Source organism: Paenibacillus ihbetae (assembly GCF_002741055.1).
Taxonomy (GTDB): Bacteria; Bacillota; Bacilli; order Paenibacillales; family Paenibacillaceae; genus Paenibacillus_AQ; species Paenibacillus_AQ ihbetae.
In genome coordinates, this window is record NZ_CP016809.1 from 5,290,556 (window position 1) to 5,303,536 (window position 12,981).

Genomic DNA, 12,981 nt, shown 5'->3' on the forward strand with positions numbered 1-12,981 from the left:
TTTTTTTGGCGTATGGCTACTTTTCCGCTCGGACCTGGGCCAATTGGCTTTTCAAACCGCCTGCGAATATGGTTTACTTAAGAACGTATTCGACCAGGTGGCGATACGAACACAACGAACATACCGAAGGTGAAAATCATGAGAATTGCTTTTTTTGACTCGGGGCTGGGCGGATTGACCGTATTATCGACGGCCATGAAGAGACTGCCGCAGGAGGATTTTTTGTTTTACGCCGACACGCTTCATGTCCCGTACGGCTCGAAGGCTGCGGAAGACGTGAAGACCTATATACAGCGTTCGATCGAAACGATCATGGAAGAAGAGGTCAAAGCGATCGTTATCGCGTGCAATACCGCGACGAGCCTCGCCGTTTCAGATCTGCGAACGAAATACGACATCCCGATTATCGGCATGGAGCCTGCCGTTAAACCGGCCGTACAAATTAACCGGGACACCGGGAAAAGAATCTTAGTCCTGGCGACGCCGCTTACATTGAAGGAAGCCAAATACCGGGAGCTCGTGCATCGCGTTGACGACAGGCATATCGTGGATTCCCTGCCGCTCCCTGAGCTCGTCCAGCACTGTGAGGCCCTGAACTTTGACCCGGAAGTCATGAAGGCGTATTTCAGGAGCAAGCTGGAAGGGTTCGACCTGTCGCAATATGGGACCGTCGTGCTGGGGTGCACGCATTATCCTTTTTACAGGAACATCCTGTGCGATTTGCTGCCGAAGCACATTCGGATCATCGATGGAAGCGCAGGAACCGTCAAACGTCTGGTCGAGGTGCTGAGAGAACGCGGCTTGCTTGGCAGCAGCGGACGGAATGATGTAAAGCTGTTGTGCTCCGGCGGCTCGGCCGCATACATTCGGAAGATGGAGAGGGCGCTCACGATTTACGGAGCGATGGAAGCCGGTAACCTGGCTGCAAATGAAGCCGACTGAAGGATAGGTAAATCTTTATGAAGGGATGGAGCGATAGAATGCTGAGTATGCTGATCAAAAAATGCATTTCGGGGGTCGCTGCGTCCTTTATCTTTACATCCGTTATGGCGCTTGTCATGATGAACCCGCATTACGGATTTACCTTTTATATTGTCGTCGTCGGCATCTACAGCGTAATGATTATGCTGCTTGTCGGGGTCCCGATTTCGATTGGGATCGAGTTGATCCTGCAACGGGTACGACCCCGGAAGGCTATGAATCGGGCGTTGTTAACGGTTGGGCTGTATGGCGTACTCGGGCTGCTTGTTTCGATGCTGATCTTTTCCGATGCCACCGTAAACTTCGGTCAAGCGGAGCAGCTGCTGTATTGGACGTTTGGTGCCGGCGCCGCACTGGTGTTCATGCTCGTGGATATCGTCGTCAAAAAGCTGATGTAGGCACATGCATAATATTTACAGGCGGCAGGCGGAGCTGCACCTTTGCCTGAGGGAACAAGCACTGGAGCTCATATTAACTGATGCATGATCAGGGCTTACAGGGCGGGGACATGATGCAGGGGAAAGCCAGTTTGCATGAAGCCCGCAATTTTAAAAAGCACCCTTACGTGATGCACGACTGGGATTCCCCAATGTCCATACGAAGGGTGCGTTTTAGATTAAGGAAGATTCCTTATCGCATGATCATATAGAATGAGTGCTGATGTTACGATTGATCGGGCTCGCCGGTTTGTTTGCCAATCAGAAGCTCTTTGAACTGCCGGATTTGTTGTCTTTCTCCAGCCAATACAAGCGTGGAGCCAACAGAAAGGATTTGCTCCGGCCCTGGATTTATTTTTTGATGGTGGCGATTGACGATGGCAAGGATGCTGGCCCCCGTCCTTTTACGAATTTCGAGCTCTTCAATCGATTTGTCCGCGCCATGATAATGCGGTTCTACGCGGATCCACTCGATGATCAGGTCTTGCAGAGACACTTCAATGGTCTCAAGCTCTTTCGGCTTGTAAACCATTCCCCCGACGATCGCAGCGATTTGTCTTGCCTCGTCGTCGTCCAAAGATATCTGGGAGAGCGTTTCTTCAGGATTATCGTCCTCGAAATGATACATCTCTCTTCGGCCGTCGTTATGGATAATGACAGCCAGTTTATCCCCTGATCGGGTCTGAATCAGAAACTTTTTCCCGATGCCCGGCAGTTCGGACTCACGAATGAAACTCATATGGAGTTCCTCCTTCCATGTTTATTGATCCAGTTTGATTTTCGAGTCTTCACTGACCTCGCTGACCTCGCGGACGCCGGAATGCTTCTTCTTCCCTTTCTCCACCGGCTCGCTCCATTTGAATATCCGGTTCACGCCGCGGTAGATCCGCTTCGATTCTTTGGTCAAGAGCGGACCCAATATGGCCAGAACGAGAACATAGAGTGCGGAAAACGGCTTGATCAAGACAGATAATCCGCCGGCCACGCCCAAATTGGCCACGATGATCGTAAATTCGCCGCGCGCCATGATGGTGAGTCCAATGTTAAGCGAAGATTTATGCGACAGTCCCGCTTTCCGGCCGGCGATCATTCCGGCAATCAGATTGCCGATAATGGTTAAAATCACGGCGCCAATGGCAAGCCAGAAGGCATTGCCTAATGACAACGGATCGATGCTGAGCCCGAAGCTGAAGAAAAATATCGCTCCAAAAAAATCGCGGAACGGAACGACCAGCTGTTCAATCCGTTCGCTGTGCTCCGTTTCCGATAACGCAAGCCCGAAGAGCAGCGCGCCGATTGCCTCTGCAACGTGAAGCTTCTCCGAGAAGCCTGCGATAAAAATCATGGTCGAGAAGACAACAATAATAAAAATTTCATTCGATGTAATTCGCAGCAACTTGTTTAGGATAGGCGGACCTTTCCTTGCGATCACGAAGAACAGCAGCATATATCCGATGGAGATGCCAACGGACAAGATGGTGGCTCCGATCGAAGCCGTTCCCCCGAGCAATAAGCCGGACATGACCGACAAGAACACAGCGAGGAAAATATCATCAAACAAGATCATGCCGAGGATGAGCTCCGTCTCCGCGTTACCGGTCCTGCGCAAATCAACCAGCACTTTGGCGACGATCGCCGTGGAAGAAACGGAGAGCATCCCTGCGATGATCAGCGTTTCATAAAGCGGCATTTGGACCAAAAACCCGTAAGCCAGCCCCAGCACGAAATTCAGCGTGACATAGATTGTTCCTCCAGTCACAATATTCCGCCCGGATTTCACTAATTTCTGAACCGAGAACTCAAGTCCTAGATAGAACAATAGAAATAGAATACCGATTTGTCCCAAAAAATCGATAACGCCTTGACTGTCAATAAACTTGAAGTCGAGGATCCCGATGGTCGGCGCATGCGGTCCCACCAGCATACCGAGAACAATCAAGAAGGGGATGATGGAAAATTTAAGCTTTCCGGCAATAACGGAGGCGATGGCAACCAAAATTAAAGCGGTTCCAACCTCAAACATCATGTCGTCCATTGAAGACCTCCTTTGTTTTCTCTTTTTGGCAATCAAGCCTATCGTACATGACTATGCGAAATTTTACAAACATTCTGTATGAAAATGCAAATTTCAACCGTTTAATGGATGGCCATGCCCTTCTGAGGCTGAAATCCAGGGAACATTGACATGGGCTAGAGGCCCAGCCGGCGAACCCATTCGTAGGAAATGAAGAGGACTACGAAGGCAGTAGCGGTGTCACATCCTGTGTATTCTCATCCCTATCCCATTGGCATGAGCAGAGACCGGATCGGGAAGAACGGGATGCTTGAATATACCGGCAAGGATGAATTCATTGGGCTGATGGAACCTTAGCTATTGAAGGCAGGAACAGGAGGGGGACAGATGGAGGTCTATCAAATAAAGGTATTCGACCCGGGTGAGCTGGATGAGCTTGTAACCGAGAGCAGCAGGGAGGGGTTCAGGCATATCCGCCGACTCGTCAAGGAATACGCGTCTGGTGTTAACCGGTTTGACCGCGAGCATGAAGCGTTGTTCGCATGCAGATCCGGAGGCAGAATCATCGGTATTTGCGGGCTGAATCAAGGGTCTGATTCCGGCGGGGACACCGGCAGGGTGCGGAGAATGTATGTGCTGCCGGAATTTCGGAGACAGGGGGTCGGGAGAATGCTGATGCAAGCAGTCATACAAACGGCCGGTCATCATTACAGCAGGCTGGTCCTAAGAACGGATCAGCCGCAGGCTGGGGATTTCTACATCAGCTTGGGTTTCTCAGCATCTCCGCAGCACTTGAACATTACCCATTCCCTTAAGCTTGGAGGACAAAGACAAGATGAAAACAGCGGCTGATGCGCAGCAACTGCGACTGAAACCTGTAATCCACAAGTCATGGGCCGCTCTCCTGCAGCAGGCGTTCCGTAAGTGATCTGGAAAGGGAAAAGGTGCCGCCCGGCACCCTTTTTTATTTATCGCTCACCCTTCATAAGCTTCTTCTAAAGCTCGCAGGTCGATTTTTGTCTTGGTTTGCAGCAGTGCTTCCATCACCCGTTCCGCTTTCGAGCGGTCCGGATCGGTGATCATCGTGCTCAGATTTGCAGGGACAACCTGCCAGGACACGCCGAATTTGTCTTTTAACCAGCCGCATACCTGAGCCTTTTCATCCCCGCCTGCAGTAAGCCTGTCCCAATAATAGTCGATTTCTTCTTGGGTTTCGCAATGTACGATAAATGAAATCGCCTCTGTAAAATGGAACTGCGGTCCGCCGTTCAACGCGACGAAGGGCTGGCCTTCCAGCTGAAACTCCACCGTCATGACGGTGCCTTCGTCCACCGTATGATGTTCATTCTGCTCCGACCCGTAACGCGTGACTCTGGTGATGTTGGAGTTGTTAAAGATTGAAATATAATATTGTGCCGCTTCTTCTGCTTCGTCGTTAAACCACAGGTTGGGCGATATTTTCTGAAGGTAGCATTCATCGGATGCAGCTCCTTTCGAATGATACGGGAATGGTTTATTACTGAGCTCATCGTATCATAATCGCCATGCAACGGTTTCTTCTGAATTGCTGATTTCCAGTAGAGGTCAACATGATAGCATAATCGAAATGAGAGCCCCAGGCAGGAGATCGCAGATGAAACTGGAAATCCATAGGGTGTGGAATATTCAGCCACACAAGGAGGTCCAACCAGCCCGATGCAAAAATGTCTTGTGATGTAAGACATGTGAGGCGGTTGGATGTGATGAATTGGAGGCGCAAAAGATGAGTCAAAGACACTATATTATAACGGGTACGTCAAGAGGGATCGGAGAACAGCTCGCGACGATGCTTCTTCAGCAGGGACATGCCGTCTACGGAATTGCGAGAAGCCATTCGATGACGCTGGATCGATATGAGCGATACACTCATTATGTGTATGACTTGAGTGAACCCTCGGGACTTGAGCTGCTGATGGAAAATATCATAGGGAGCATGGAGCTTGAGGATACCGATACAGTTTACCTTATTAATAATGCCTCAATGCTGGAACCGCTTGGGAGAATCGATCGATGCGGAGCGGCGGAGATTGCGAAGAATGTGCAGATCACCCTCATTGCGCCGATGATCCTAACCTCTTGCTTTTTGAATCAAACCAATGGGTATAAGGCCCGGCGGAAAATCATGAATATTTCTTCGGGCTCGGGGGTATATCCCGCTCCTTCCATGAGCGCATACTGTACCGCCAAAGCCGGGCTCAATATGTTCACGCAGTGTGTAGGGCTAGAGCAAGCAAGCGGGGAGAATCCGGCTCAGATTATTGCCGTCAATCCCGGCATGGTGGATACGGAAATGCAAAGCATGGCCAGAGATCAGGATGAGAAGCAGTTTGAGCTGGCCGGTGCATTTTCCCAAGCCTATGAATCCGGGCAGCTGCTGTCCACAACCGAGATTGGAGCGCATCTTCTGCGCATTTTGGATGAGGAACATCCTCCCGGAAGCATCGTGAATTATAATGAGGTTTATTCCTCGTAAAGCTGATGATAAGCAAGAATAACGAGCGGAGGCGAATGCCATGATCATGCCAACCCATATTGTTGCCGTTGGCGGAATCGTTGAGAATCCGCACTCGGTTCCAAGCATACCTGGAGTTTACCGGCACGATCGCTTATATGGAATACATTACGAAGCCGTCATTTGAAATGAAGCTTAAGCGGACCAAGCTAGTGCTAGTTTAGAAAGTGAGCGGGAAGACGGTAATCTTTTAATCGTTCCTTCGGATCGAATTATATTTTGGTTGCAATTCATGAAGTTGTATTTTATATTCAATTTGTAGTCATATCGACAAAAAGCTATTACTTTCGATTGTTTCTGATTTGGTATTGCCTTCCCATAATCGACAACAATCGCGGATTAATTCTATGAAATGACATCGTACGATAATGGCAAACCCACTGAAAAGTGGCGACGCAAAGCTACAGGGGCTAAGGTGGATCGCTTGCATCCGCTATGCCAGCCAGTTACCGAATACGACGGAAGCCTCCGTCTATTCAGACAGGGGTTTTTTTGTGTCCATTTCTAGAAATTTACATTTCCGCGGCTGGATTTTTGAGGCTGAAAAAGTAATAGCTAGCGCAAAATTGCCAACGTTTTCAGGGAGGAAAACAAACCATCGATTGTAACCATCATAACAAAAAAGGAGTTGTATTCATGAATTCGGACCAGGTCAGGAAATTGCTAGAGAGTAAATTAACCATTCTTAAACAGCCGGAATGTCCCAACATCGGCCTTGTTGGTCCCGTTCGGCTCCCTGTGCAATTGGAGGATTATGAAGTCGTATTTAAATGGTACACTTGGTTAAATACAGGCAATTCATTTATGGATAAGAATGATATTCTAGACTCATTATCTCAGGCAGATCTCGCTTCATATCAGCAGTCTTCCGTGCTGGTATACGGTGATTTTGCTAATGAGGAGCACGCCTTGATACGGATGCACAGCATTTGCCATACGGGAGATATTTTTGGGAGCAAACGATGCGACTGCGGCTACCAACTGCGGACATCCATGCGCATGATCGTGGAAAACGGCAGCGGGGCTCTCTTTTATTTGGCGAATCACGAGGGTCGCGGAATAGGCCTTTTCTCCAAATCGTTAGCTTATCTTTTGCAAGAGGAAGGGTTCGATACAGTAGAGGCCAATCTTGGTCTTGGCTTCGAGGATGACCAGCGCTCCTATGAAGAAGCCATACGTGTACTTCAGAGCTTGCGGCAAAAACCAGTCACCCTGATTACGAACAATCCTAGAAAGCTGCAGTCTTTGCGGGAAAAAGGACTTGTAACCGATCAGCATGTATCGATTTGGGGAGATGTGTCCGAGCACAATAATCGGTATTTGGCAACGAAAATCGAAAAATCGGGTCATATCTATAACTCCTTGGTGGAGACTGCTTTATTATGACGGGGAGTGTAAATCGTATGAAATCAGACCAACATTTTATGAGGCTGGCATTGGAACTGGCAGGTACGGCCAATGGGAAAACGAACCCGAACCCGGTTGTTGGCGCACTAATTGTTAAAGATGGACAAGTAGTCGGTGCAGGTGTTCATCGAAATGCAGGGGAACCTCATGCGGAGGTGCATGCATTCAAAATGGCTGAAGGATACACCGAAGACGCAACACTCTATGTTACGCTGGAACCAAGCCCTCAATCCTCTCCTTGTATAGAATTCGTCCTCAACTCGGGAATCGCAAGAGTTGTCGTGGCGATGCAGGATCCGAATCCGATGGTGGCCGGAAGAGGCATTCAATTATTGAGAGAGCATGGGATAGAAGTTGATGTGGGTGTATTGGGGAAGGAAGCCGAATTACTCAATGAACGATTCGTGCACAATATGTCAAAACGACGGCCGTTTATTATTTCCCAGGTAGCCATGACGCTTGACGGGAAAATTGCCACGTCGACGGGACATTCTAAATGGGTTACATGTGATGAAACACAGCTTGTGGTACATAAACTAAGAAACAAAGTCGATGCCATATTAGTAGGAATTAATACGGTTTTGGCGGATGATCCCCTCCTTACGACCCGACTGCCAGAAGAAAGCGGGAAGAATCCCATCCGGGTCATTTTAGATTCGAATTTGAGACTGCCTGAGGATGCCAAAGTTACCGACTGTTCAGCAGCAAAGACATGGGTAGTCACGAAGGAGGATGCTGATCCGGAAAGAGTGCGCATGCTGCAGCAAAAAGGAATTGAAATTCTGTTCGTTCCTGTGAACCGTTACGGGCTGGACCTCCATGCATTATCGGATATGTTATATCAGCGAGGTGTTACCGACCTGCTGGTAGAAGGAGGCAGCGAAGTAAATGGATCCTTCCTTCGGGCCAACCTTATTGATAAATGGATGATTTATATCGCCCCCAAGGTGTTGGGAGGACGGAAATCCATCTCGCCGTACGCAGGCTCGGATTTAGAATTGATGGATGAAGCGCTGCGGGTAAAGATTCATTCCGTTCAACAAATCGGCGAAGATATTTGCATCACTGCTTATCCGAATGATGATAGTTCCGCCTCTGGGAGTACCTACGTAATAGATTATCTAAATGAAGAGCTTACTACCCTGAGCAGCTCTTGAATAGCTAGTAGTAAATATGCCAATATAGAAAATATTATATTATGAATGAGAGAAAACGGCAGCCGGATACTGCCGTTTTTCTCATCTGCGAAATTGAATCCATCATCGATGTCAAAGAGTCATTTTAAAATCCATTTTTTTCTCTTCATCTCAATGTGAGCTTCGACAGACGGCCTTATTTATCTTTGGATCCAAAGGGTGATCAAGCGCCATATTGATCGCATGGATTAGATGGTATATTTTTGTAGGAAGGACTTTATCTAGGGCAACTGTAAATCGTAAGAATCCATGCTCTAAACTAGATGTGTGATGGTCCGGTCGCTGGAGAACAATTATTCCTTGACCGTAAAAGGGCGGAAGGAGCCGCGATCAAAGAAGAGGAGTGAGCTATAGGTGCTTTATCATTTCAGTGAGGATCCGGGTATTACAAGGTTCGAGCCGAGAGTCCTATACAACCAGCACGATGAGCCTGCTAAAGTGTGGGCGATCGATGCGCATCATGCTCCGCACTATTATGTTCCAAGAGAATGTCCAAGGGTGTGTCTGGAGGCCGGTGAGGATACGACGGAAGCGGATGTGGAGAAGTTTTTCGGGCTGTCGGAAGCTCGAAGAATGATGGTGATCGAATCGGGCTGGTACGAGCGGGTGAGAACGGCTTGCATTTATAGGTATAGCTTCGAGCCTGATGATTTTGAAGAGTTTGACCGGAACGCCGGATATTATGTAGCGATGCAAACGGTGGTGCCTGTCCAGGTGGAGCGCATCAATGACCTGGTCGGCGCGATCCTTCAAGCCGGTATCGAGCTGCGCTTTACGCCGTCGCTTCTGCCGCTGAAAGAACAAGTGTTAGCGTCTACTGTTCATTTTTCCATGATTCGAATGCGGAATGCGACCCTGTAGATGGGTAATTGAAAGGCAGTTTCTGATATAGGAGGAAGGCTTAATGGAAGAGGGTTGTAGTCGTGTACTGCGACCCGGAATGGACGCGCCAGCTTGATATCGGAGGGGAATAGCATGCCAACAACCGAAAACAGAGGATATCCGGAATGTGCGGAGAAAGGACTTATTGCTGTACGCGGAACCCGCCTGTATGTCGAAATGTCCGGTGGGTCAAAGGATGCTGCATTATTATATTTACACGGAGGCCCCGGGGCAAGCTGTATTGATTTTTGCTGGCATCAGGCCGGCGTCTTATCCGCCCACATGATGGTGGTTGCGTTGGATCAGCGGGGCGTATTGCGATCAGATCCCATACCGGAGGAGGAGACATTCGGTTTGGAGGATATAATCAAAGATTGCGAAGCGCTGAGGGTCAAGTTAGGTATTGCAAAGTGGACGCTTCTCGGACATTCCTTCGGTGCAATCGTTGCGTTCAAGTATGCCGTTCATTATCCACAATCCGTGAACAAAATAATATTTGAAACGCCATGTTTCGATGCTCGTGCATCGATGCGCAGTTTAATTGCGAAAGCGCACGAGATATACCAAGCTCTAGAGCATCCAGAGGGGGTTGTACTGTGCAATTCCTATCTCTCATGCTCGCATACGCCGCTTGAGCTGTGGCAGGCATGGGGCAGAATCGGACAAGGGTTAGGGTCGAAGCGTGACAACATTTATTTTCACGGAATGGACCCGGATTGTTACAATAGCAAGATTGATCGTCAAATTACTGATGCTGGCATGTGGGCGAAGAATCGGGTTCACGCGGCAAAGCTTGAGGCGGAAGGGAAGTTCTTGGAGAGCCTGATCCCTGAGCTGTTCAAGCTGTCCCAACCCTCGCTGCTGATTGCAGGAAGATTTGATCCCGTCTGCTGTGAAACACAGCAGCAGGCATACGTGGAGACGGTAAAGGGCGGGCATATGGTGGTGTTTGAGGGAAGCGGGCATTTTCCGAGACTTGAGGAGCCGGAACGCTATGCACAGGAAGTGATTCAATTCGTATTAAATTCCCAAATCTAGTCCATGCTGCGTGAACACTCGATGATGAAATCCGCTCTCAAATATGCTATACATAGAGCAACGAATGGCGAGTAAAAAGGAGCTCAGTTAGCTGATGACAAAAGTGCTTGTCGTAGATGATGAAATAAGTATAGCAAGCGCGATTGCTTATGCATTGCGCAGGGAAGGCCACACGGTCGAAACGGCCGGAGACGGCCAGGAGGCGCTTGATCGCGTTGAGTCGTTTGATCCGGATGTTATGGTGCTCGATGTCATGATGCCGAAGCTTAGCGGATATGACGTATGCCGGCGGCTTGGCGATCGTCAGCGGCCGGCGGTTCTGTTGTTGACCGTAAAAGATGACATTGTCGATAAAGTGCTGGGACTGGAGCTCGGTGCCGATGATTACATGACCAAGCCGTTTGATATGCGGGAGCTGATCGCCAGGGTCAAAGCTTTGTCCCGGCGCAGCCGTCCGCATGAAACGGCAGAACCGGCTGCTTCTCCGGAGAAGCTCGTCCGTCTTGCGGGCCTGTCCATTAATTTGTTAAGCCGTACCGTTCATGCCGATGACAAGCAGCTGGAGCTGACGCCGAAGGAGTTCGACCTGCTGGCATTGCTGGCGCGAAATCCGGAGCGGGTATTTTCCCGGGAAGATTTGCTTGAGCAGGTGTGGGATATGGGATTTGCGGGCGGGACGCGAACAGTGGATATTCATGTACAGCGCCTTCGGAAAAAGCTGGGCGATTGGCATGATGTCATTCAGACTGTGTACGGGATCGGCTACAAAAGCACGGAGAATCCGTCATGAGCCGAACCCGGCTGCGCTTTGGCTTGAAGTGGAAGGCGGCGCTCCTGCTCGCCCTGCTCCTCATCTCGATTCTCGTCGTGCTGAGCTCGTTGGTGCTCGCAGGCATAAGGGAGGACCAGCGCGTCCGTCTAGAGCATACGTTCGCTCAGGAAACGGAGGCAGCCAATGTGCGGACACATCAGGACTACCTAGTGAATGCCAACCGGTCGCCGGACGACTATATGGAGCTGTCGGGCCAACAGCTTGCGGTGGATCTTGGCGCCAGAAGCGGGATGGCTGTTACGCTGTATAAGCTTGACGGTACGCTTGCCGGCACGTCGCTGCCGTTTCAGCCGAAGGCGGATGTTCAGGATGCCCTAGCCTATACGGCAAAAGGTAGGTCGGCTTACATAACCGAAGGCGATCAGCTATTATACTTGGCCCCGCTCTATCTGATGGACGAGCAGATCGGTACGATTCAGTTTCACGCCTCCCTTGCGGAGCAGCATGCATTCTATCATCGGATTCGGAGCTTGTTTGTCGTCACCGGAGCGGCGGTGTTGGCAGCCGGATTCCTCATCGGCTTTCTGTACGTATGGCGTCAGGCACATATTATCGGCAAGCTGAATACAGCCGCGCAGATGATCGGTGGAGGAGAGTACCTGAGCGAACCGACGGTAAGACGGAGGGATGAGCTTGGGGAGCTGGCCCAAGGCATCTATGAGATGAGCGGCAGAATCTCTTCCTCGGTCCGTCAGCTGACGGAGGAGAAGCAGAAGCTGATTGAGGCGGTTGCAAGGCTGCAGGAGCTGGAACAGCAGCAGAAGCAGTTCATCGGGAACATCAGTCATGAACTGAAGACCCCGCTCACCTCCATTATCGCATACGCGGATCTGCTTGAAATGTACCGGGACGATCCGGATTTATTAGAGGATGCGAGGGAGCGGATTCGCGAGGAGGCGGGCCGGCTGTACAGCCTGGTGGAGAAGTCGCTCCAGCTGTCGTCTCTGGATATTTATGATTTTCAAACGAAGGCCGAAATCGTTCAGATCGTGCCCATCCTGCAGGAAACGGCTGCTCGACTTCAAGCCAAGGCGGAGCAACTCAGCGTAACCATCCATACCTCGCTGACGGAAGGAACGGTATGGGCAGATCCGGACAATTTGATGCATATCGTGCTGAATCTGGTGGATAACGGCGTGAAATACAACAGGCCAGGTGGAACCGTAACGATTGCTAATCATCGTGCCGTGGACCCGCAAGGAGCGGAGCGAATGGTCATTACGATCGTAGATACGGGAATCGGCATACCGGAGGAAGCCAGAGACAGGATATTCGATCCCTTCTTCACGGTAAGCTGCGACCGGTCCAGAGCCCGCGGCGGGACGGGACTAGGATTGTCGCTTGTACGCAGCTTAGCCGAGAAAGAGCACGGCACCGTTCAGCTGATCCGCACAGGACCCGAAGGATCCATCTTTGCCGTTACCCTTCCGGTTCGATGGCCTGAAGAAGCAGTACCGGATTATTCACACGAGAGATAGCTCAGACTTGTATTAAAGTCTGGGCTTTTTAATCTTTACTGGATCAACGTCGCTCGATTATCCGTGATGTTTACAAGTTCGTTACAAGCCGGATATGTTTTCGAGATATCCGTTCTTTATACTTTAGCTCAGGGAGGGAAACCTACGGCGCCTGACGGGTTACGA

Annotated in this window: 13 protein-coding genes and 1 riboswitch; of the genes, 10 read left to right on the forward strand and 3 right to left on the reverse strand. The window is 50.0% G+C overall.

Annotated features, from left to right (window positions below; all coding sequences use genetic code 11):
• Positions 1–138: 138 nt before the first annotated feature.
• Both murI and BBD41_RS23740 read left to right on the forward strand, forming a co-directional pair.
• Positions 139–942, forward strand: a complete 804-nt coding sequence (gene murI, locus BBD41_RS23735; RefSeq protein WP_099478993.1) for a glutamate racemase — start codon at positions 139–141, stop codon at positions 940–942.
• Positions 943–980: 38 nt separating this feature from the next.
• On the forward strand, positions 981–1,379 hold the full coding sequence (locus tag BBD41_RS23740) for a hypothetical protein (RefSeq protein ID WP_157929334.1): 399 nt from the start codon (positions 981–983) through the stop codon (positions 1,377–1,379).
• 265 nt (positions 1,380–1,644) lie between these two features.
• On the opposite strand, the gene BBD41_RS23745 is transcribed toward BBD41_RS23740, so the two are convergent.
• A complete protein-coding gene (locus BBD41_RS23745; protein ID WP_099478997.1) occupies positions 1,645–2,157 on the reverse strand; it encodes a cation:proton antiporter regulatory subunit in 513 nt (170 codons plus the stop codon).
• A gap of 21 nt (positions 2,158–2,178) precedes the next feature.
• Complete coding sequence (locus BBD41_RS23750) at positions 2,179–3,453, reverse strand: cation:proton antiporter (protein ID WP_099478998.1); 1,275 nt, start codon at positions 3,451–3,453, stop codon at positions 2,179–2,181.
• Between the two features lie 366 nt (positions 3,454–3,819).
• On the opposite strand from BBD41_RS23750, the gene BBD41_RS23755 reads away from it, so the two are divergent.
• A complete protein-coding gene (locus BBD41_RS23755; protein ID WP_099479000.1) occupies positions 3,820–4,284 on the forward strand; it encodes a GNAT family N-acetyltransferase in 465 nt (154 codons plus the stop codon).
• A 123-nt stretch (positions 4,285–4,407) separates the two neighbouring features.
• Here BBD41_RS23755 and BBD41_RS23760 read toward each other — a convergent pair whose 3' ends face one another.
• Entirely contained in the window at positions 4,408–4,890 is a 483-nt protein-coding gene (locus BBD41_RS23760) for a VOC family protein (protein ID WP_099479002.1), read from the reverse strand.
• Between the two features lie 304 nt (positions 4,891–5,194).
• Here BBD41_RS23760 and BBD41_RS23765 point away from each other — a divergent pair, with 304 nt between their 5' ends.
• The 7 genes from BBD41_RS23765 (at position 5,195) to BBD41_RS23795 (ending at position 12,816) form a co-directional block, all read left to right on the forward strand.
• A complete protein-coding gene (locus BBD41_RS23765) occupies positions 5,195–5,944 on the forward strand; it encodes an SDR family NAD(P)-dependent oxidoreductase (protein WP_099479004.1) in 750 nt (249 codons plus the stop codon).
• A 399-nt stretch (positions 5,945–6,343) separates the two neighbouring features.
• Positions 6,344–6,437, forward strand: a riboswitch (cyclic di-GMP riboswitch).
• A gap of 182 nt (positions 6,438–6,619) precedes the next feature.
• Complete coding sequence (locus BBD41_RS23770; protein ID WP_099479006.1) at positions 6,620–7,369, forward strand: GTP cyclohydrolase II; 750 nt, start codon at positions 6,620–6,622, stop codon at positions 7,367–7,369.
• 17 nt (positions 7,370–7,386) lie between these two features.
• The gene (ribD, locus tag BBD41_RS23775; protein ID WP_099480764.1) at positions 7,387–8,547 is read left to right on the forward strand and encodes a bifunctional diaminohydroxyphosphoribosylaminopyrimidine deaminase/5-amino-6-(5-phosphoribosylamino)uracil reductase RibD; all 1,161 of its coding nucleotides are present in this window, start codon (positions 7,387–7,389) and stop codon (positions 8,545–8,547) included.
• Between the two features lie 393 nt (positions 8,548–8,940).
• On the forward strand, positions 8,941–9,447 hold the full coding sequence (locus BBD41_RS23780) for a DUF6886 family protein (RefSeq protein ID WP_077567303.1): 507 nt from the start codon (positions 8,941–8,943) through the stop codon (positions 9,445–9,447).
• 114 nt (positions 9,448–9,561) lie between these two features.
• On the forward strand, positions 9,562–10,506 hold the full coding sequence (locus tag BBD41_RS23785; RefSeq protein WP_077567302.1) for an alpha/beta fold hydrolase: 945 nt from the start codon (positions 9,562–9,564) through the stop codon (positions 10,504–10,506).
• A gap of 94 nt (positions 10,507–10,600) precedes the next feature.
• Complete coding sequence (locus BBD41_RS23790) at positions 10,601–11,296, forward strand: response regulator transcription factor (RefSeq protein ID WP_099479008.1); 696 nt, start codon at positions 10,601–10,603, stop codon at positions 11,294–11,296.
• Positions 11,293–12,816 (forward strand): sensor histidine kinase, encoded by a 1,524-nt coding sequence (locus tag BBD41_RS23795; RefSeq protein ID WP_077567300.1) that lies wholly within the window; start codon positions 11,293–11,295, stop codon positions 12,814–12,816. The genes BBD41_RS23790 and BBD41_RS23795 overlap by 4 nt, the downstream gene beginning before the upstream one ends.
• The last annotated feature ends 165 nt before the right edge of the window (positions 12,817–12,981 follow it).